This is a genomic window from Comamonas sp. A23 (assembly GCF_004522605.1).
GTDB classification, from domain to species: Bacteria; Pseudomonadota; Gammaproteobacteria; order Burkholderiales; family Burkholderiaceae_C; genus Comamonas; species Comamonas thiooxydans.
The window spans coordinates 154,060-174,492 of record NZ_RSDT01000005.1; the positions used below are offsets into that span (position 1 = coordinate 154,060).

Genomic DNA, 20,433 nt, shown 5'->3' on the forward strand with positions numbered 1-20,433 from the left:
TAAGAGGTGCCATGCTCAAGCAGCGCGTCATTACCGCCTTGATTTTGCTGGCTATTTTGTTGCCGGCACTGTTTTATACGGCCAGCACCGTGCCCTTTGCCGCACTGATGCTGTTGTTCATGGCGGCTGGTGCCTGGGAGTGGGGGCGACTCAATGGTTTTGGACAGGCAGGCTCACTGGGCCTGGGGGCTGTTTGTACAGCGCTGTGCGCAGGATCCTGGTGGGCCGGCTGGGTGGATCAGCCTCTGCCCACGGTGTGGCTGATTGCAGGTTCCCTCTGGGTGCTGGGGGGCGTTTTGCTGCTGCGCGCTGGCGTGGCGGGCTGGCCGCATATTCCGGCAGCAGTGCGTCTGGTCGGCGGCGTGCTGGCATTGTGGCTGGCCTGGCTGGCCGTGGTGCAGGCGCGTAATATCGGCATCAACTTCCTGCTGTCGGTGCTGGTGCTGGTCTGGGTGGCTGATGTCTTTGCCTATTTTGCAGGCCGCACTTTCGGCCTGAAGTTCACCAGGAACAAGCTGGCTCCTTCCATCAGTCCCGGCAAGAGCTGGGAAGGTGTCTGGGGCGGCATGCTGGGGGTGATTGTGCTGGCTCTGGTCTGGAGCTGGGCAGATCGTCACTACGGCGCCGGTGTTCTCAGTTTCTATTCGGTGCTGCAGTCGCGCGGACTTTGGTTCCTGCTGCTGGCTGCGGTGTTTATGGCTGCGATGAGTGTGGTGGGCGACCTGGTCGAATCCCTCATCAAGCGCAGCGTCGGTGTCAAGGACAGCAGCGGCTTGCTGCCCGGCCATGGTGGTGTCCTGGATCGCATTGATGCCCTCCTGCCCACACTGCCGTTGGCGATGATGCTCTCATCCTTTGTGCATCCATGAAGCAGAAAATCACGGTTCTGGGTTCTACCGGTTCCATCGGAACCAATACCCTGGATGTGGTGGCGCGCCACCCTGAACAATACGAAATCTTCGCGCTGAGCGCAGCCACGCAGGTGGATCTGATGCTCAGGCAATGCGCGCAGTTCAAGCCGCAGTTCGCTGTGATGGCCAGTGCGCCCCATGCTCGTCAACTGGCTGAGGCAATCAAGCAAAACGGGCTTCAAACACTGGTGCTTCAGGAGCGGGACGCGCTTGAAGTGATCGCGTCGCATCCCGATGTGGATGCTGTCATGGGGGCGATTGTCGGAGCGGCCGGACTGGCACCCTGTCTGGCGGCCGCCAGGGCCGGCAAGCGTCTGCTGCTGGCCAACAAGGAGGCCCTGGTGGTGGGCGGCGCGCTGTTCATGGACACCGTCAAGCGCCATGGAGCCACTTTGCTGCCCATCGACAGCGAGCACTCGGCCATCTTCCAGTGCTTGCCCGAAGACAGCAGCACCTGGGTTGATCGCGTTGACTCCTTGCTGTTGACGGCATCGGGCGGACCGTTCCGCCAACGCGACCCGGCGACACTGTCCGAAATCACGCCCGAGCAGGCTTGCTCGCATCCCAATTTTTCCATGGGGCGCAAGATCTCGGTGGACTCGGCCACCATGATGAACAAGGCGCTGGAGGTGATCGAGGCGCGCTGGCTGTTCGATATGGCGCCCGAGAAGATCAAGGTGGTGATCCATCCGCAGCAGATCGTGCATTCCATGGTGCAGTTCAAGGATGCGTCCGTGCTCGCTCAGCTGGGCACGCCCGATATGCGTGTGCCGATTGCCTGCGGTCTGGCCTGGCCAGAGCGCATCGAGAGCGGCGCACCTGTGCTGGATTTCGCCAAGCTGGCGGCGCTGACCTTCGAGGAGGCGGATGCGTATCGCTTTCCGGGCCTGCATCTGTCCTGGCAGGCGCTGCGCGCGCCCGAGGGTACGACCACGGTGCTCAACGCAGCGAACGAAGTGGCTGTCGCCGCATTCCTGGAGCGTCGCCTGTCGTTTGACCGCATTCATGCCGTCAATCTGCAGACGCTGGAATCCGTGCAACCCGGTGTCGTGGGCAGTCTGGAAGAGTTGATGGCGCTCGATGAGCGAGCGCGCGAGCGTGCGGCTGACATAGTCAGGCTGTGGGCGCGCTGATCTGGCACCGAGTTTGGTGGCTTGAGGGCTTGCGGTTGAACTTGCGGCCTGCTGCACGCTCCAAGCATTGATTGGCATTAAGGAGTTTCAGGTGTTGCTGACGGTTGTGGCTTTCATCGTGGCGCTCGGCGTTCTGATTGCGGTGCATGAGTGGGGCCACTATCGCGTTGCCGTGGCTTGTGGCGTCAAGGTGCTGCGTTACTCCGTGGGCTTTGGCAAGCCGCTGTTGCGCTGGGTCGGCAAGAAGTCGGGTACCGAATATGTGATCGCGGCGCTGCCTCTGGGCGGCTATGTGCGCATGCTTGACGAACGCGAGGGCGAGGTCAGACCCGAGGAAAAACACCTGGCCTTCAACAATCAGCCCCTGCGCTCACGTGCAGCGATTGTTGCGGCGGGACCTGCGGCCAATCTGTTGCTGGCCGTGGCGCTGCTGGCGGTGGTCAACTGGGTGGGCACCAACGAGCCTGCAGCCCGGCTTGCGGCTCCTCCGGAAGGCACGTTGCTGCATCAGGCCGGTATTCAAAGCGGCGACTGGGTGCAGCGTGCCTCTGTGGGTGGCAAGGAATGGCAGCCTGTGCGTGCCCTGGGTGATTTGCGCTGGCTGGTGACGACAGCTGCCATTGAAGGTGAAACCTTGCAGCTGGAGGTGGCGGTACAAGAACATGGCGCAGCGCGTGTCGTGCTGCTCGATCTCGCTTCTTTGCAACAAAAGGAACCGGATGCAGCTTTCTTTGACAAGGTCGGGCTGCAGGGTGCTTGGAGTCGTCCGGTTATAGAAGAGGTTGTTGCAGGTGGCCCGGCGGAAAAGGCGGGTCTGCAAAAAGGCGATGTGCTGCTCAGCATCGATGGTCAGGCAGCTCAGGATGGTGCTCAGGCGCGTGCCGCGATTCGTGCCTCGGGTGCGTCCGGTCGAGTCGAGCCGCAGGCCTGGGCTGTGGAGCGTGCGGGCCGGCGTCTGAACCTGCGGGTGCAGCCGGAAATAGTACCTGGCAAGGATGGACAAGCAGCAACTGCACGTGTGAACGCCTTTATTGGCAGCCAGCCCGAGATGGTGCTGGTGCGCCATGGCTTTCTGGATGGCTTGAGCGCCGGTGTGCACAAGACCTGGGAGCTGTCCTCCATGACACTGCGCATGATGGGGCGCATGCTGATCGGTCAGGCCTCGCTCAAGAATATCAGCGGTCCTTTGACGATCGCAGACTATGCAGGCAAGTCCGCCAGCATGGGGCTGGTGCAATACCTGTCGTTCCTCGCGCTTATCAGTATCAGCCTGGGCGTTCTCAACCTGCTACCATTGCCCGTTCTGGATGGTGGGCACCTGATGTATTATCTTTGGGAAGGTTTGACGGGGCGCAGTGTCTCTGATGTCTGGGCTGAAAGACTGCAGCGTGCAGGCGTCGCAGTCATATTGCTGATGATGTCAGTCGCCTTTTTCAACGATATCAACCGGCTCTGGGGCTAATTTTTACCGCTACGGTAGGCCGCATTCGCGGCGATTTCCACTCATGAAAAAACATTTCAATCGCTTGGGCGTGCGCTCTGCAACTGCCCTGGCTGCTATGGTTTTAGCTGCGCAAGCGGCATGGGCATTGGAGCCCTTCAAAGTTCAAGATATCCGCGTCGAGGGTTTGCAGCGAGTGGAGCCCGGTACGGTGTTCGCCTCCATGCCTTTGCGCGTGGGCGATGACTACAACGACGAAAAGGGCGCGGCTGCCATTCGTTCGTTGTTTGCTCTGGGTCTGTTCAAGGACGTGCGTCTCGAAGCCAATGGCAATGTGCTGGTGGTGGTTGTGGAAGAGCGCCCCACCATTGCCGAGGTGAACTTTGCCGGCACCAAGGAGTTCGACAAGGACACTCTGCTCAAGGCCATGCGTGACGTGGGCCTGGCCGATGGCCGCCCTTTCGACAAGGCGTTGGCTGATCGCGCCGAGCAAGAACTCAAGCGCCAGTACATCAACCGCAGTCTGTATGGCGCTGAAGTGGTGACCACGGTGACGCCTATCGAGCGCAACCGAGTGAACCTGACCTTCACCGTCTCCGAAGGTGAACCGGCCAAGATCAACGAAATCCACATTGTGGGCAACAAGGCCTTCAAGGAATCGACGCTCAAGGACCTGTTCGACCAGGACACAGGCAACTGGATGAGCTGGTACACCAAGTCTGACCGCTACGCTCGCAACAAGCTCAATGCCGATCTGGAGTCGCTGCGCTCCTACTATCTGCAGCGCGGCTATCTGGAGTTCCGTGTAGAGTCCACACAGGTCGCCATCTCTCCGGACAAGCAAAGCATCGGTCTGACCGTGAATATTCACGAAGGCAATCAGTATGTGGTCTCCGGCGTGAAGCTCGAAGGCAACTACCTGGATCGTGACGACGAGTTCAAGTCGCTGGTCAAGATCAAGCCCGGTGAGCCCTATAACGCCGACCAGGTTTCCGAGACCATCAAGGCTTTTACCGACTATTACAGCAATTTCGGTTTTGCTTTCGCCAAGGTGGAAGCCGTGCCCGAAATCGATCGTGCCAACAACCGTGTGTCCCTGGTGCTGCAGGCTCAGCCTTCGCGCCGCGCCTATATCCGTCGCATCAGCGTCAGCGGCAACAACAAGACCCGCGACGAAGTGATTCGCCGCGAGTTCCGCCAGTTCGAGGCATCCTGGTATGACGGCCAGAAGATCAAGCTGTCGCGCGACCGTGTCGACCGTCTGGGCTTCTTTACCCAGGTTGAAATCGAAACCCAGGAAGTGCCAGGCTCTCCCGACCAGGTCGATCTGATGATCAATGTGGTGGAAAAGCCCACGGGCTCGATTCAACTGGGTGCCGGTTTCTCCAGCGCAGAAAAGGTCTCGCTGTCCTTCGGTATCAAGCAGGAAAACGTGTTCGGCTCGGGCAACTATCTGGGCCTGGACATCAACACCAGCAAGTACAACCGCACCATGGTGGTGTCGACCACGAATCCGTACTTCACGGATACGGGTATTTCGCGCACCTATGACCTGTACTATCGCACCATCCGTCCCTACTATGACGATGGCGCCTACAAGATCATCACCAAGGGTGCCAGCGTGCGTTTCGGCGTGCCCTTCAGCGAAGTGGACACCATCTTCTTCGGTGCCGGTGTCGAAGGCAACGAGATCAAGCCCGGCACCTATATGCCGGCGGTCTATAACGAGTATTGCGGTGGTCTGGCTGGCGAAAACATTGGTTGCTCCAAGACCGGCATCCCTCTGACGCTGGGATGGTCTCGTGATAACCGCGACAGTGCACTGGCACCCAATGCCGGTCGCTATCAGCGTGTGAATCTGGAAGCTTCGTTCATGAGCGATATGCGCTATGCGAAGGCCAACTACCAGATTCAGCAATATATTCCGCTGAACAAGAAGTACACGATTGCCCTGAACGGCGAGCTGGGCTGGGGCAAGGGCCTGGGCGGTAATTCCTATCCCATTTTCAAGAATTTCTATTCGGGTGGTTTGGGCTCGGTGCGTGGCTTTGAGCAAGGCTCTCTGGGGCGTCGTGACACGGTGAACACCAATCTGGCCTTGGGCGGTACGCGCAAGCTGACCTTGAATGGCGAATTCATGGTCCCATTCCCGGGTGCCGGTAATGACAGAACACTGCGTCTGTTCGGCTTTGTGGACGTGGGTAATGTGTGGGCGGAAGGTGAAAGCATGGATCTGGGAACCTTGCGTGCTTCCACCGGTATCGGTATTAGTTGGATTTCGCCGCTGGGTCCTCTGCGTTTGGCGTATGCTCAGCCAATCCGTAAGGAAACCGGCGATAGAATCCAGAAACTGCAATTCCAAATCGGAACATCTTTCTAATGAAATCTCTCTCTAGCCATCTTTCTTTGGCTGTGCTGCTTGGCGCCATGGCCGTCTCTGCGCATGCACAGGAATTCAAGGCCGGTTTTGTGAACACGGATCGTATCTTCCGTGAGGCATCCGCTGCCAAGGCTGCCCAAGCCAAGCTTGAGCAGGAGTTTTCTAAGCGTGAAAAGGATTTGGTCGATCAGGGCAACTCCTTGAAGAACGCCTCGGACAAGTTCGAACGTGAAGCTACCACCATGTCCGAGAGCCAGCGTGCTTCGCGCCAGCGTCAGCTGGTGGATCAGGATCGTGAATTCCAGCGCAAGCGCCGTGAATTCCAGGAAGACCTGAATGCTCGCAAGAACGAAGAACTGGCCACCGTGCTGGATCGTGCGAACAAGGTTGTCAAGCAAGTGGCCGAGACTGAAAAGTACGATGTCATCCTGCAAGAGGCCGTGTATATCAATCCCAAGTTTGATATCACCGACAAGGTCATCAAGGCCCTGAACGGCACAAAGTAATCCCAAGGATACTTTTGTGAGCGTTCTATTGGGACAGATTCTCGATGCGCTCGGTGGAGAACTGGTAGGTGGCGAGCGCGAGATGCCTATCTCGCGCATCGCTCCACTGGACTCTGCGGGCCACGGTGATCTGAGCTTTTTAAGCAATCCCCGCTATCGCCAGCAACTGGCCGCCTCACAGGCGGCCTGTGTCATTGTGGCGCCGATGATGCGCGATGAAGCGGCGCAGCGTGGTGCCTGCATTGTCACGGCCGATCCTTATGCCTATTTCGCGCGTGCCACCCAGTGGTGGAAGGCGCACCAGCAGGGCGGCAGGCCGCGCGGCATTCATGCCAGCGCAGTGGTGGATGCCACGGCCCAGGTGCATGAAAGTGCTTATGTGGGGCCGCAGTGTGTGGTGGAGGCCGGCGCGGTCATCGGTGCCGATACGGTGCTGAAATCGCGCGTCACCATCAGCCAGGGCTGTGTGCTGGGCGAGCGTTGCATTCTGCATCCCGGTGTGGTCATCGGTGCCGACGGCTTCGGCTTCGCGCCTTCGGCGGGCCAATGGGAAAAGATAGAGCAGCTGGGGGCCGTGCGCATCGGCAACGATGTGGAAATCGGCGCCAACACCTGCGTGGATCGTGGGGCACTTGATGACACAGTCATTGAAGATGGCGTCAAGATCGATAATCTGGTGCAGATTGCCCACAATGTGCACATTGGTGCGCATACGGTGATTGCCGGCAATACCGGTATTGCCGGCAGTGCGCGCATCGGCAAGCGCTGCCAGATTGGTGGAGCTGCCAATATTCTGGGGCATTTGACGATTGCGGATGGCACGGTGATTTCGCCGACCTCCATGGTCACTCGCTCTTTGCCCAAGGCAGGTTTTTATACAGGCATCTTTCCGTTGCAAGAGAACGAGCAATGGGAAAAGAACGCTGCAACCTTCAGGCAGTTGTACACGCTCCGGGAGCGGGTCAAGAAGCTTGAACAAGCGCTGGCTGAGGGCCGGCAAAGCAACAACGGAAATTGATGATGGATATTCAAGAAATTCTCAAGCAACTGCCTCACCGCTATCCCTTTCTTCTGGTGGACCGGGTGCTGGAGCTTGAGCGCAACACGCGCATCAAGGCGATCAAGAACGTCACCTTCAACGAGCCGTTCTTCACCGGGCATTTCCCCGGTCGTCCGGTCATGCCCGGCGTGCTGATTCTTGAAGCCCTGGCCCAGGCTGCCGGCCTGCTGGCCTTCGATGCCATGGGCCAGGTGCCCGATGAAAACAATATCTACTACTTCGTGGGCATCGACTCTGCTCGCTTCAAGCGCCCCGTGGTGCCGGGAGACCAGCTGGCCCTGGAGATCACCATCGACCGCGTGCGTGGCGGCATCTGGAAGTTCAACGCCGTCGCCAGCGTGGATGGCGAAGTGGCCGCTGAAGCTCAGCTGATGTGCACCATGCGTCACGTGGGATAAGCGTTGATGGCGGCTGTGAGCTTGATTCATCCCACCGCCGTGGTGGACCCGGCGGCCCAGCTTGACACCTCGGTGTCGGTGGGGCCGTATGCGGTCATCGGCCCCAGGGTGCGCATTGGCGCCGGCAGCAAGGTGGGGGCGCATTGCGTGATCGAAGGCGACACCACCATTGGTGAAGGCAACCACATCTTCCAGTTTGCATCGCTGGGTGCGCAGCCCCAGGACAAGAAGTACGCGGGCGAGCCCACACGTCTGGTGATCGGCGATCGCAACACGGTGCGCGAGTTCTGTACCTTCAATACGGGGACCACGCAGGATCGTGGCGAGACGACCATCGGCAATGACAACTGGATCATGGCCTATGTGCATATCGCGCATGACTGCATCATTGGCAACCAGACCACACTGGCGAACAACACCACGCTGGCAGGCCATGTGCATGTCGGCGACTGGGTGACGATTGGTGGCCTGACCGGTGTGCTGCAGCGCATGCGCATAGGTGCACATGCCATGGTGGGCTTTCAGGCCCATGTGAACAAGGATGTGCCGCCCTTCATGACGGTGGATGGCAATCCGCTGGCCGCTCGCAGCGTGAATCTGATCGGTCTCAAGCGTCGTGGCTTCTCGGATGCGCGCATTGCCGCCGTGCGTGAAATGCACAAGCTGCTGTACCGCCAGGGTCTGACGCTGGAACATGCCATTGCGGCCATGGATGCGATCAAATCGGCAACGCCTGAAGCCGTGCAGGACGTGGACTTCATGCAGTCCTTTCTGGCATCGGCAAGCAACGGCATTACACGTTGATAGCGACTCGCGCTGTCCCTATCTGAGTTTGAGACGTGAATAGCTCTGAAATGACTAATAAGCAAGCGCAAGCTGCTCCAGATTCCATAGCGCCCAGCATTGCCATGGTGGCAGGCGAGGCCTCGGGCGATCTGCTGGCTTCGCTGTTGCTGGACGGTCTTCGTCAGCGCTGGCCCGATGCGAGCTCCATGGGCATAGGCGGCGACAGAATGCAGGAGCGCGGCTTTGACGCCTGGTGGCAGTCAGAGCGCCTGGCCGTGCATGGTTACAGCTGGGAAGTGCTGGCGCGCGTGGCCGAGTTGCTCGGTATTCGCAAAAAGCTGCGCCAGCGCCTGATTGCGCATCCACCCTCGGTCTTCGTCGGTGTGGATGCCCCCGACTTCAACCTGGGGCTGGAAACCGGCTTGCGTGAAGCCGGCATCAAGACCGTGCACTTTGTCTGTCCATCGATCTGGGCCTGGCGTGCCGATCGCGTGGAGAAAATCCGTCGCGCGGCCGACCATGTGCTGTGCATCTTCCCGTTCGAGCCCGAACTGCTGGCCCAGCATGGCATCGAAGCCACCTACGTCGGTCATCCGCTGGCGCAGGTGATTCCGCTGCACCCCGATAGAGCGGCCGCGCGTGCGCGCCTGGGCCTGGCCGAAGAGGGTCTGGTGCTGGCCTTGCTGCCCGGCAGCCGCCGCTCCGAGGTGCGCTACATTGCCTCAGGCTTTTTCAAGGCGGCGGCGCTGGTCCAGAAGGCGTTGCCTCAGACCCGGATCGTGGTGCCGGCCGTGCCTTCGCTGTACGAAGAGGTGCAGCGCATTGCTGCCGAGGCCGGCATGCAGGGCAAATGTCTCATCGTCAAGGGCCAGTCCCACGATGTGCTGGCAGCCTGCGACTGCACGCTGATTGCCAGCGGCACCGCCACGCTGGAGGCGGCGCTCTACAAGCGCCCCATGGTCATCAGCTACAGCATGCATCCCTGGAGCTGGCGCCTGATGAGGCGCAAACAGCTGCAGCCCTGGGTGGGGCTGCCCAATATTCTGTGCGGCGATTTTGTCGTGCCCGAGCTGCTGCAGGATGCGGCAACACCCGAGGCGCTGGCCCAGGCCGCACTGGGCTGGCTCAGAGCCAGCCAGGATTCTCCTGCCACCATTGAAGCGCTGGTTGAGCGCTTCACCGCGCTACATCACGAACTGCGCCGCGATACCGCCGAACTGGCTGCCCATGCGATCCAAAAAATCATTGCCACCCCCGCTGCTTGAGCAAGGTTGCCTGCCCTGGCATCCGCCCGGGCTGGTTGCCGGGGTGGATGAGGCAGGGCGCGGCCCGCTGGCCGGTCCGGTGGTGGCTGCCGCCGTCATCCTGGACGACCTGAAGCCCATTGCCGGGCTTAATGACTCCAAGAAGCTCACGGCCAACCGCCGCGAGGTGCTCTACGACGAGATCCGTGCCAAGGCGCTGTGCTTTTGCATAGCTCAGGCTTCGGTGCAGGAGATCGACGAGATCAACATCCTCAAGGCCACGCTGCTGGCCATGCGTCGCGCGGTGATGGGCCTGCGTCTCAAGCCCGTGCTGGTGCTGGTGGACGGCAACCAGCTGCCGCAGATCGATGTGCAGGCCGAGGCCATCGTCAAGGGGGACTCGCTGGTGCAGGCCATTTCCGCAGCTTCGATCCTGGCCAAGGTCACGCGTGACCGCTGGTGCGAACGCCTGGATGCCCAGTACCCGCAGTACGGCTTTGCCGGACACAAGGGCTATGGCACGGCCGCGCATCTGCAGGCCTTGCGCGCCCATGGTGCGACGGCAGAGCACAGGCGCTCCTTTGCGCCCGTGGCCCAGGTGCTGCAAGCCGGCCAGGTGTGTGCAGGCGGCATGGCGCAGCCTGTGCTGTGCGAGACCGGGCTGTCGGGTGTGACGTCCAGCCTGCTGATGTCGCAGGCATCGCTCTACGTCTGATGCGCGCCTGATCGACATTGTCTGCATTCCCGAGTGCGGCGCAGGGCCGCCTCGGGCGTTCTATCTTCTTGTTTCAAGCCCGGCCAGGCGCTTGCATGCCGGGTTTTTGTTTTTTCTCAGAGGTCGACATGGCTGCACGCCCCCAGGTCACGGACATTCATTCGCGCGACAACGCTTTCGTCAAAGAACTGCGCCGTCTGTCCCAGGACAGCACGGCCTATCGCAAACAGGGGCAGGTCTGGCTTGAAGGCGATCATCTTTGCCGTGCGGCCCTGGTGCGGGGTCTGAAACCAAAGCTTGCCGTTTTTGCGCAGTCTTTCTGGCCTCAGGCGCCCGAGGAGTGGGTGCAGGCTGCCGGCAAGGTCGTGGTGCTGGCAGATGCCTTGTTCGACGAGATCAGCGCTCTGGAATCTCCTGCCCGCATGGGCTATGTGATGGACTGGGATGCGGGTGTGCAGGTGCAGCCGGGCGTTGCCACCGTGGTGCTGGACCGCGTCCAGGATGCCGGCAATGTGGGCAGCATCCTGCGCAGCGCGTCGGCCTTCGGCTTCACCCAGATCCTGGCGCTCAAGGGCACGGCCGCACTGTGGAGTCAGAAGGTGCTGCGTGCCGGCATGGGTGCTCACTTCGGCCTGCATCTGGTCGAGGCGGCCTCGGTCGATGATGTGCAAGGCCTGCAAGTGCCCCTGGTAGTGACCAGCTCCCATCAGGGGACATTGATCCATGAGGCAGATCTGCCATGGCCCTGTGCCTGGGCCATGGGTCATGAAGGGCAGGGTGTGGGCGATGCGCTGATGGAGATGGCGAGCCACCGCATCAGCATTGCGCAGCCCGGAGGTGAGGAGTCACTCAATGTGGCTGCTGCGGCCGCGATCTGCCTGCATGCGAGCAGCGTAAGCATGCTACGCCGTAGAGGGTAATCCCGGGGCGCTTCAAAGGGGTGAAGCGGACAGAGCCTATAATGGGCGGCTTTCAAGCATTCCTTCATACGCCTAGCGACGCTTCCTCGCCATTCCCTGCAGACACAAATGTCCCAGCGCACACGCCGGGGCTTCGTTGGGCGTAACCGTAATTAAAAAACCGGAGAACCCAGTGCTTTTGTCTCTCAAGGGAAATTTCCCATCCGCCATTCTGGCGCTCGCAGACGGCACGGTCTTTATTGGCAACTCGATTGGTGCGCAAGGCACCACTGTTGGCGAAGTCGTTTTCAACACCTCGCTGACCGGCTACCAGGAAATCCTCACCGACCCCAGCTATTGCCAGCAGATCGTGACGCTCACGTATCCGCACATCGGCAACTACGGTGTCAATCCTGAAGACGTCGAAGCTGACAAGATCCATGCCGCAGGTCTCATCATCAAGAACCTGCCCCTGCTGGCCAGCAACTTCCGAAGCACCCAGACGCTGTCCGAGTACCTGACCGAAGGTAAGACCGTCGCCATCGCCAACATCGACACCCGCAAGCTCACGCGACTGCTGCGTGACCAAGGCGCGCAGAACGGCGCAATCGTGGGTCTGGCCTCTGGTGAAGAAGTCACCCAGGCCAGGATCGACGAGGCCATCGCCGCCGCCAAGGCTGCCCCCAGCATGAAGGGGCTGGATCTGGCCAAGGTCGTGTCCACCGACAAGTCCTACCCATGGACCGAGGCCGAGTGGACGCTGGGCGAAGGCTACGGCAAGCTCGAATCGCCCAAGTTCAAGGTTGTGGCCTATGACTTCGGCGTGAAGAAGAACATTCTGCGCATGCTGGCCGAGCGCGGTTGCGACGTGACCGTCGTGCCCGCCCAGACTCCAGCCAAGGATGTGTTGGCCCTGAACCCCGACGGCGTGTTCCTGTCCAACGGCCCCGGCGACCCAGAGCCTTGCGACTACGCCATTGCCGCTGTGCAAGAGATCATGGCAGCCAAGATGCCGGTGTTCGGTATCTGCCTGGGCCACCAGATCATGGCTCTGGCCTCCGGTGCCAAGACCTTCAAGATGCAGAACAGCCATCACGGTGCCAACCACCCCGTCAAGGACCTGGACACCGGCCACGTCAGCATCACCAGCCAGAACCACGGCTTTGCGGTGGAGCTGGAGTCGCTGCCCGCCAATGCCCGCGCCACGCACATCAGCCTGTTTGACGGCACGCTGCAAGGTCTGGAGCGCACCGATGTGCCTGCCTTCTGCTTCCAGGGTCACCCCGAAGCATCGCCCGGCCCCAACGATATCGGCTATCTGTTTGACCGCTTCACAGCGCTGATGGAGAAACACAAAAATGCCTAAGCGCAACGACCTAAAAAGCATTCTGATCATTGGCGCCGGTCCCATCGTGATCGGTCAGGCCTGCGAGTTCGACTACTCCGGCGTGCAGGCCTGCAAGGCCCTGCGTGAAGAGGGTTACAAGGTCATCCTGATCAACAGCAACCCTGCCACGATCATGACCGACCCGGCCACCGCCGACGTCACCTACATCGAGCCCATCACTTGGCAGACGGTCGAGAAGATCATCGCCAAGGAACGCCCCGATGCCATCCTGCCAACCATGGGCGGCCAGACCGCGCTGAACTGCGCGCTGGACCTGTGGAAGAACGGCGTGCTGGACAAGTACAAGGTCGAGCTGATCGGCGCCAAGCCCGAAGCCATCGACAAGGCCGAAGACCGTCTGAAGTTCAAGGACGCCATGACCAAGATCGGTCTGGGCTCCGCGCGCTCCGGCATCGCCCACTCCATGGACGAAGCCTGGGCCGTGCAAAAGCAGATGGGCTTCCCCACCGTCATCCGCCCCAGCTTCACGCTGGGCGGCACCGGCGGCGGCATTGCCTACAACCCCGAGGAATTCGAAACCATCTGCAAGCGCGGTCTGGAGGCTTCGCCCACCAACGAGCTGCTGATCGAAGAATCCCTGCTGGGCTGGAAAGAGTACGAGATGGAGGTGGTGCGCGACACCGCGGACAACTGCATCATCGTCTGCTCCATCGAAAACCTGGATCCCATGGGCGTGCACACCGGTGACTCCATCACCGTGGCGCCGGCCCAGACACTGACCGACAAGGAATACCAGATCATGCGTAATGCATCTCTGGCCGTTCTGCGCGAGATCGGTGTGGACACGGGCGGCTCCAACGTGCAGTTCTCGGTGAATCCCAAGGACGGTCGCATGATCGTCATCGAGATGAACCCCCGCGTCTCGCGTTCCTCGGCACTGGCTTCCAAGGCCACGGGCTTCCCCATCGCCAAGATCGCGGCCAAGCTGGCCGTGGGCTTCACGCTGGATGAGCTCAAGAACGAAATCACCGGTGGCAAGACCCCCGCTTCGTTCGAGCCCTCGATCGACTACGTAGTCACCAAGATCCCGCGTTTCGCCTTCGAGAAGTTCCCTGCTGCCGACAACCGCCTGACCACGCAGATGAAGTCCGTGGGCGAAGTGATGGCCATCGGCCGTACCTTCCAGGAATCCTTCCAGAAGGCCTTGCGCGGCCTGGAAGTGGGCGTGGACGGCATGAACGAAAAGACCCAGGACCGCGAAATCCTGGAAAAGGAGCTGGGCGAGCCCGGTCCCGACCGCATCTGGTATGTGGGTGACGCTTTTGCTGCCGGCTGGTCGCTGGACGAGGTGCACAACATCACCAAGATCGACAAGTGGTTCCTGGTGCAGATCGAGGAGATCGTCAAGATCGAACTCGACCTGGACAAGCTCTACGAAGCCAAGGGCGAAGGCGCTCTGGCGGCTCTGGATGCCCAGACTCTGCGCACCCTCAAGCAAAAGGGCTTTTCCGACCGCCGTCTGGCCAAGCTGCTGCACACCAGCGACAAGGCCGTGCGCGAAGCGCGCAAGGCGCTGAAGGTGCGTCCCGTGTTCAAGCGCGTGGACACCTGCGCGGCCGAGTTCGCTTCCAACACCGCATACATGTACTCCACGTATGACGAAGAGTGCGAAGCAGCTCCCACGGACAAGAAGAAGATCATGGTGCTGGGCGGTGGCCCGAACCGTATCGGCCAGGGCATCGAGTTCGACTATTGCTGCGTGCACGCCGCCATGGCCATGCGCGAAGATGGTTACGAAACCATCATGGTCAACTGCAACCCCGAGACCGTGTCCACCGACTACGACACTTCCGATCGCCTGTACTTCGAGCCTCTGACGCTGGAAGACGTGCTGGAAATCGTGGACGTGGAGCAGCCCGAAGGCGTGATCGTGCAGTACGGCGGCCAGACGCCTCTGAAGCTGGCACTGGGCCTGGAGCGCGAAGGCGTGAAGATCATCGGCACCACGCCCGACATGATCGACGCCGCCGAGGACCGCGAGCGCTTCCAGAAGCTGCTCAACGAACTGGGTCTGCGCCAGCCTCCCAACGCCACTGCGCGTACCGAAGCCGAAGCCCTGGAAAAGGCTGCCGGCCTGGGTTACCCCCTGGTGGTGCGTCCTTCCTATGTGCTGGGCGGCCGTGCCATGGAAATCGTGCACGAGCAGCGTGACCTTGAGCGCTACATGCGCGAAGCCGTGAAGGTCTCCAACGACTCTCCCGTGCTGCTGGACCACTTCCTGTCCAACGCCATCGAGTGCGACGTGGACTGCGTGCGCGACAAGACCGGTGCCGTGTACATCGGCGGCGTGATGGAGCACATCGAGCAAGCCGGCGTTCACTCCGGTGATTCCGCCTGCTCGCTGCCCCCTTACTACCTGAAGGCCGAGACCGTCGCTGAGATCAAGCGCCAGACCGCAGCCATGGCCGAAGGCCTGCATGTGGTGGGCCTGATGAATGTGCAGTTCGCCATCAAGGAAGCGGACGGCCAGGACGTGATCTACGTGCTGGAAGTGAACCCTCGTGCCTCGCGCACCGTGCCCTTCGTCTCCAAGGCCACCGGCGTGCAACTGGCCAAGGTGGCTGCACGCTGCATGGCCGGCGACACGCTGGCCGAGCAGGGCATCACCAAGGAAGTCACACCGCCTTACTTCAGCGTCAAGGAAGCCGTGTTCCCGTTCGTGAAGTTCCCTGGTGTGGACACCATTCTCGGCCCCGAGATGAAGTCCACCGGTGAAGTCATGGGCGTGGGCAAGACCTTTGGCGAAGCCTTTGTGAAGAGCCAGATGGGTGCCGGCGTGCACCTGCCCGCCGAAGGCAAGGTCTTCCTGTCGGTGAAGAACAACGACAAGACCCGTGCCGTGGCCGTGGCCAAGGAACTGGTTGCCATGGGCTACAGCCTGTGCGCTACACGCGGTACAGCTGCAGCGATTGCTGAGGCTGGCCTGGAAGTGCAGGCGGTCAACAAGGTGACTGAAGGCCGTCCTCACATCGTGGACATGATCAAGAACGGCGAAATTGCCCTGGTCATCAACACCGTGGAAGAGCGTCGCAACGCCATCGCCGACTCGCGCCAGATCCGTACCAGCGCGCTGCTGGCACGTGTGACCACCTTCACCACCATCTTCGGCGCGGAAGCGGCCGTGGAAGGCATGAAGGCCATGCGCGGCAATCTGGACGTGCACTCGGTGCAAGAGCTGCATGCCATGCTGACCAAGGCCTGAAAAGCCTGACGCCCGAAGCAGCCCGCAAGGGCTGCCGGGTTTTTACCGCACTTGTGCCGCGGCAAACACGGCATAATCTGCGGTAATGTATTTGAACCGCCGCGCGGCAACGTGCGGCGGTTTGCTTTTGGGGCACAGGCCCCTGTTTGACGTTGTCACTCAGGACTGTGCGAGAGGTGCCGCGCTTGGCGCGGCGTTTGCTGAATTTGGAGACTCGATCATGGCCACCATCCCAATCACCAAGCGCGGAGCAGAAAAGCTCAAAGTGGAACTGCAACGCCTGAAGACTGTGGATCGTCCCGCGGTCATTCAAGCCATTGCAGAGGCCCGTGCTCAGGGTGACCTGAGCGAAAACGCCGAATATGAATCCGCGAAGGAGCAGCAGGGCTTCATCGAAGGCCGCATCCTCGAGGTCGAGGGCAAGCTATCCGCCGCGCAGGTCATCGACCCGACCGAGCTGGATGCCGGCGGTCGCGTGGTGTTCGGCGCGACCGTGGACCTGGAAGATGAAGACAGCGGCTCGCCCGTGACCTACCAGATCGTGGGCGAGGACGAGGCCGATCTCAAGCACGGCCTGATCAATGTGTCCAGCCCCATTGCCCGTGCCCTGATCGGCAAGGAAGAGGGCGATACCGCCGTGGTGCAGGCACCGGGCGGCGAGCGTCGCTATGAAATCGTTGGCGTAAAGTACGTATAAGCACCCCCTGAGGCGCTGCGCGCCTTCCCGCTCTCTGCCTCGCGGAGGGGGGCAACATCTTCGCTGCGGGGCTGCCCTTGCTTGATGTTTCTGGCCTGGGCGCTGCGCCGCGTTCAAGGATTCGTGACTATGTACGAGCGTTTGCCTGTTTTCCTGGCCGCTTTATGGTGGGGCAGTCTGTGCTCCATTGGCTTTGTGGCCGTGCCGATGCTGTTTGCCCATCTGCCCACGCCGGCTCTGGCGGGCTTTATGGCGGCCAAGCTGTTCGCCGCGCAGACCTGGATTTCCATAGCATGTTGCGCTCTTCTGCTGGTGTTTTCAAAGCGAAAACATGCTGAAAAGATTGAGCAATGGGCGCAAGCAGCTATCGGTTTTGTTATCGCCGGCATGTTGCTGGCGCTGCTGGTGCAGTACGGCGTGTCGCCCAAGATCGTGGCGCGCGAGAACCTCAGGCTCTGGCACAGCGTAGGCACCGGCATGTATGCGCTGCAGTGGCTGTGCGCCGCCATCGTGCTGTGGCGTGTGGCGGGCGCGCGCAAGCCGGCTTGATCCAGTGCAAGCCCGCGCCAGCTGCGGGGAGTACACTGCCGAAGCCATGGAATCTCAAATCGTAAAAATCGACGCGACCGACTGGAGCCAGGTCCAGGGGCGCGATGAATGGACTGCTGCCGTCGAAGCCGGCAAGGTGCTGTACTTTCCGCAACTGAGCTTTCAGCTGACCGAGCAGGAGAAAGCGCTGCTGCGCCCCGATGTGCGCGATCCCAAGACGCGCAATATCAGCCTCAATGTGGATGGTTCGATCAAGGGTGTGGCAGGCGACGAGGCCACGCAGGCCCAGGTGGCGGGCATGGTCAGGCGCTTTCGCGACCAGGCCACGGCGCTGATCGCCGGCCTGTTTCCCGCCTATATGCCGGTGGTGCGCATGGCACCCACCAGCTACCGACCTTCGCAGGTGGAGACGCGGGCGCAGTCCTGGCGTGCCGACGACAAGCGCATGCATGTGGATGCCTTTCCTTCGCGGCCCAACTATGGCGAGCGCATTCTGCGCGTCTTCACCAATGTCAACCCGGATGGCCAGCCCCGGGTCTGGCGAGTGGGCGAGCCCTTCACCGATGTGGCCAAGCGTTTTGTGCCGCGTGCCAAGCCCTACAGCGCCTGGCAGGCCAAGGCGCTGGAGCTGCTGCATGTGACCAAGTCCTATCGCAGCGAATACGACCATTTGATGCTGCAGCTGCATGACGGCATGAAGGGCGATCCCGACTATCAGAAAAATGCTCCCCAGGAAACCGTGCCTTTCGCGGCAGGTTCCACCTGGGTGTGTTTCTCCGATCAGGCAGTGCATGCCGTCATGTCGGGGCAGTACATGCTGGAGCAGACCTTGTTCCTGCCGCCAGGCAGCGAATACAACCCGGCGGCCAGCCCGCTTTCCATTCTCTCGCGCATGAAGGGGCATCCGCTGGTCGATGCCAAATATCGCTGATCCATCGGTCAGGCGAGCACAAAAAAGGCGTTGAACCTCGCGGTCAACGCCTTTTGTTTTTGAGGCTGCAACTGCAGCCGTCCTTCAGCCCCAGGCCTTCTCGATCCACCTGGCTGGCTCGATATGGCGAAAGCGCTTGTTGCGACGGCCTTCCAGCGCGTCGGGCGGGTTCACTTCGCCGTGGAAGATCACGATGCGCGCATCGGCCGGCGGCACCGGCTCCTTCCAGTAGTTGCTGGGCCAGGTCGGAATGCAGTAGTACTTGAAGCTGGGGCACCAGGCGGCAGGCCAGTAGTCCAGCTTGCCCTGCTTGTGCAGAAAGTGCGACAGATACTCCTGCTCGTTGCGGTACTTGCCGCGCATCTCTTCGGTGTGCGCGCGGAAATGCTCCAGCACATCGGCATGGGCACCCAGCTCGAAGCGGTAGACCGAGGAGTTGCCGACAATGCGTTCGCCAAAGCGCCAGAAACGCGGGTAGTCGTGAATGATGCGGAAGTCGCCGGGCAGCGTGAAGAACTCGTCGAGGCTGCCCACAATCACCACGTCCAGGTCCAGGAACAGCGCCTGACCCTTGAGGCCATGCAGGTCGCGCTCGAAGGTGGTGAGCTTCTTCCAGGCGCCGTCACGCTGGCCGGGCGCCAGATGGATGTTCAGGTCGGGGATGGGAAAGCACTCCACTTCGGAGCGAATCCCCTCTGTGCTGTCGGTCAGGCAGACAAAGCGAAAATCTCCGCTGAGATGGCGGCGCACCATGGCATAGAGTCGGTTGACGTACTCCGGGCCGTATTTGGTGCCCCATTTCATGCAAAGAATGTGGCGTTGCTGCTGTGTGGTCTGAACCATGGGTTGGCGGTCTCGGCGAGGAAATAAGGCAATGGGGCGGGCAGACAGGGCGGATCGGCAGATCAGTCCTGACGGCCTTTCTTGACCGACTTCTGCTTGGGCTTGGCGCGCTTGATGGTGCCGCCAGCGGTCAGGCGCTGGTTGCCGAGCACGCGCAGCTGCTTGACTTCGGGCTTCTGGCCGGCGCGGCCGAACTTGAGCACCTTGACGTCGCGAGGACCGGGCATGCGGTCTTCGTCAAAGGCCTTTTCCTTTTCGGGAATAGGGCGCCACAGCACCAGCAGCTTGCCGATGTGCTGGATGGGAGCTGCGTTCAGCTCGTCGCAGAGTTGTTGATAGATTTGCTCGCGGGCTGCACGGTCGTCGCCGAAAACGCGGACCTTGATCAGACCATGGGCATTGAGTGCGGCGTCCACTTCCTTTTGAACGGCAGTGGTCAGACCATCGCCACCGATGAGGACGACGGGGTCCAGATGGTGGGCTTCGGCGCGGTGTTCCCGGCGCTGCGCGGGAGTTAATTCAATTTGGGGCATACCCGTATTATCAAGGCTGCGAGAATTCAGGCATGAAAACGAAAACCAAAAGCAAGAAGGTCAATAAGAATTGGCTGCACGATCACATCAATGACCCCTATGTGAAAGCTGCCCAAAAGGACGGCTATCGTGCGCGCGCGGCCTACAAGCTCAAGGAAATTGACGAGTCGCTCAAGCTGATTCAGCCCGGCCACACCGTGGTGGACCTGGGTTGCGCGCCCGGCGCCTGGAGCCAGTATGTGCGCCGTCGTCTCTCGCCCAGCGGTGCGGCCGTGGGCGAGCTCAACGGCCGCATCATCTCGCTGGACCTGCTGCCCATGGAGCCCATCGAGGGCGTGCATTACATCCAGGGCGACTTTCGTGAGGAGGCGGTGCTGGCGCAGCTGGAAGAGGCCATGGGCGGCGGCAAGGCCGACGTGGTGGTCTCGGACATGGCGCCCAATCTGTCGGGGCATGGTGCCACGGACGGGGCGCGGGTTGCGGTGCTCATCGAGATGGCCGTCGATTTTGCGATCAACAACATGAAGCCCGAGGGCGCGCTGGTGGTCAAGCTTTTTCACGGCAGCGGCTATAACGAGCTGGTGGATCTGTTCAAGCAGACCTTCAAGGTGGTCAAGCCCATCAAGCCCAAGGCATCGCGCGACCGGTCTGCCGAGATTTTCCTGGTGGGGATGGGTCTCAAGCAGGGCTCTTGACGGAGTTGCCGGCTTGCATAGGGGCATTTGACCTCATGCCTTGCTGCAGCAAACCAGTGAAACTGATAGCGCAAAGCCTTGATAAAACACAGGCTTAGGGCC

At 60.9% G+C, this 20,433-nt stretch carries 19 protein-coding genes; 17 read left to right on the plus strand and 2 right to left on the minus strand.

The annotated features are described in order from the left end of the window. The first annotated feature begins 11 nt into the window (after window positions 1-11). From EIC84_RS13665 to EIC84_RS13740, 16 genes are all read left to right on the plus strand, one after another. Entirely contained in the window at window positions 12-869 is an 858-nt protein-coding gene (locus tag EIC84_RS13665) for a phosphatidate cytidylyltransferase (protein ID WP_003067375.1), read from the plus strand. Then, window positions 866-2,044: a 1-deoxy-D-xylulose-5-phosphate reductoisomerase gene (gene ispC, locus EIC84_RS13670; RefSeq protein WP_003067373.1), complete on the plus strand. Its 1,179-nt coding sequence runs from the start codon at window positions 866-868 to the stop codon at window positions 2,042-2,044. The genes EIC84_RS13665 and ispC overlap by 4 nt, the downstream gene beginning before the upstream one ends. A gap of 91 nt (window positions 2,045-2,135) precedes the next feature. Beyond that, window positions 2,136-3,506 carry an RIP metalloprotease RseP gene (rseP, locus tag EIC84_RS13675; RefSeq protein ID WP_034362624.1) on the plus strand — a complete coding sequence of 457 codons (1,371 nt, stop codon included), beginning with the start codon at window positions 2,136-2,138 and terminating at the stop codon, window positions 3,504-3,506. Between the two features lie 43 nt (window positions 3,507-3,549). Then, on the plus strand, window positions 3,550-5,865 hold the full coding sequence (gene bamA, locus EIC84_RS13680) for an outer membrane protein assembly factor BamA (RefSeq protein WP_003067368.1): 2,316 nt from the start codon (window positions 3,550-3,552) through the stop codon (window positions 5,863-5,865). Continuing rightward, window positions 5,865-6,371, plus strand: coding sequence for an OmpH family outer membrane protein (locus tag EIC84_RS13685; protein WP_012839124.1), 507 nt, complete (start codon window positions 5,865-5,867; stop codon window positions 6,369-6,371). Before bamA ends, EIC84_RS13685 begins: the two co-directional genes overlap by 1 nt. A gap of 16 nt (window positions 6,372-6,387) precedes the next feature. After that, complete coding sequence (gene lpxD, locus EIC84_RS13690; RefSeq protein WP_034362610.1) at window positions 6,388-7,389, plus strand: UDP-3-O-(3-hydroxymyristoyl)glucosamine N-acyltransferase; 1,002 nt, start codon at window positions 6,388-6,390, stop codon at window positions 7,387-7,389. Further along, window positions 7,389-7,829 carry a 3-hydroxyacyl-ACP dehydratase FabZ gene (gene fabZ / locus EIC84_RS13695; RefSeq protein ID WP_003053425.1) on the plus strand — a complete coding sequence of 147 codons (441 nt, stop codon included), beginning with the start codon at window positions 7,389-7,391 and terminating at the stop codon, window positions 7,827-7,829. Before lpxD ends, fabZ begins: the two co-directional genes overlap by 1 nt. Before the next feature lie 15 nt (window positions 7,830-7,844). Further along, complete coding sequence (gene lpxA / locus EIC84_RS13700; protein ID WP_171832531.1) at window positions 7,845-8,633, plus strand: acyl-ACP--UDP-N-acetylglucosamine O-acyltransferase; 789 nt, start codon at window positions 7,845-7,847, stop codon at window positions 8,631-8,633. Between the two features lie 50 nt (window positions 8,634-8,683). Further along, on the plus strand, window positions 8,684-9,880 hold the full coding sequence (gene lpxB / locus EIC84_RS13705) for a lipid-A-disaccharide synthase (RefSeq protein ID WP_003067359.1): 1,197 nt from the start codon (window positions 8,684-8,686) through the stop codon (window positions 9,878-9,880). Then, window positions 9,843-10,574 carry a ribonuclease HII gene (rnhB, locus tag EIC84_RS13710; RefSeq protein ID WP_034362608.1) on the plus strand — a complete coding sequence of 244 codons (732 nt, stop codon included), beginning with the start codon at window positions 9,843-9,845 and terminating at the stop codon, window positions 10,572-10,574. The genes lpxB and rnhB overlap by 38 nt, the downstream gene beginning before the upstream one ends. A gap of 128 nt (window positions 10,575-10,702) precedes the next feature. Further along, window positions 10,703-11,494 carry an RNA methyltransferase gene (locus tag EIC84_RS13715; protein ID WP_003067356.1) on the plus strand — a complete coding sequence of 264 codons (792 nt, stop codon included), beginning with the start codon at window positions 10,703-10,705 and terminating at the stop codon, window positions 11,492-11,494. Window positions 11,495-11,666: 172 nt separating this feature from the next. After that, window positions 11,667-12,839 (plus strand): glutamine-hydrolyzing carbamoyl-phosphate synthase small subunit, encoded by a 1,173-nt coding sequence (carA, locus tag EIC84_RS13720; protein WP_034362605.1) that lies wholly within the window; start codon window positions 11,667-11,669, stop codon window positions 12,837-12,839. Next, window positions 12,832-16,083: a carbamoyl-phosphate synthase large subunit gene (gene carB, locus EIC84_RS13725; RefSeq protein ID WP_003067353.1), complete on the plus strand. Its 3,252-nt coding sequence runs from the start codon at window positions 12,832-12,834 to the stop codon at window positions 16,081-16,083. Before carA ends, carB begins: the two co-directional genes overlap by 8 nt. Before the next feature lie 220 nt (window positions 16,084-16,303). After that, window positions 16,304-16,780 carry a transcription elongation factor GreA gene (gene greA, locus EIC84_RS13730; RefSeq protein WP_003067350.1) on the plus strand — a complete coding sequence of 159 codons (477 nt, stop codon included), beginning with the start codon at window positions 16,304-16,306 and terminating at the stop codon, window positions 16,778-16,780. A 129-nt stretch (window positions 16,781-16,909) separates the two neighbouring features. Beyond that, window positions 16,910-17,329, plus strand: coding sequence for a DUF4149 domain-containing protein (locus EIC84_RS13735; RefSeq protein WP_003067348.1), 420 nt, complete (start codon window positions 16,910-16,912; stop codon window positions 17,327-17,329). Window positions 17,330-17,375: 46 nt separating this feature from the next. Then, window positions 17,376-18,260, plus strand: a complete 885-nt coding sequence (locus EIC84_RS13740) for a Kdo hydroxylase family protein (RefSeq protein WP_003067346.1) — start codon at window positions 17,376-17,378, stop codon at window positions 18,258-18,260. Window positions 18,261-18,344: 84 nt separating this feature from the next. On the opposite strand, the gene EIC84_RS13745 is transcribed toward EIC84_RS13740, so the two are convergent. Both EIC84_RS13745 and EIC84_RS13750 read right to left on the minus strand, forming a co-directional pair. Continuing rightward, window positions 18,345-19,103: a glycosyl transferase gene (locus tag EIC84_RS13745; RefSeq protein WP_012839116.1), complete on the minus strand. Its 759-nt coding sequence runs from the start codon at window positions 19,101-19,103 to the stop codon at window positions 18,345-18,347. A gap of 62 nt (window positions 19,104-19,165) precedes the next feature. Next, window positions 19,166-19,636 carry a YhbY family RNA-binding protein gene (locus tag EIC84_RS13750; protein WP_003067342.1) on the minus strand — a complete coding sequence of 157 codons (471 nt, stop codon included), beginning with the start codon at window positions 19,634-19,636 and terminating at the stop codon, window positions 19,166-19,168. Between the two features lie 32 nt (window positions 19,637-19,668). Between EIC84_RS13750 and EIC84_RS13755 the strand changes: the two genes are divergently transcribed. Next, window positions 19,669-20,331, plus strand: a complete 663-nt coding sequence (locus EIC84_RS13755) for an RlmE family RNA methyltransferase (RefSeq protein WP_003053442.1) — start codon at window positions 19,669-19,671, stop codon at window positions 20,329-20,331. Window positions 20,332-20,433 lie beyond the last annotated feature (102 nt).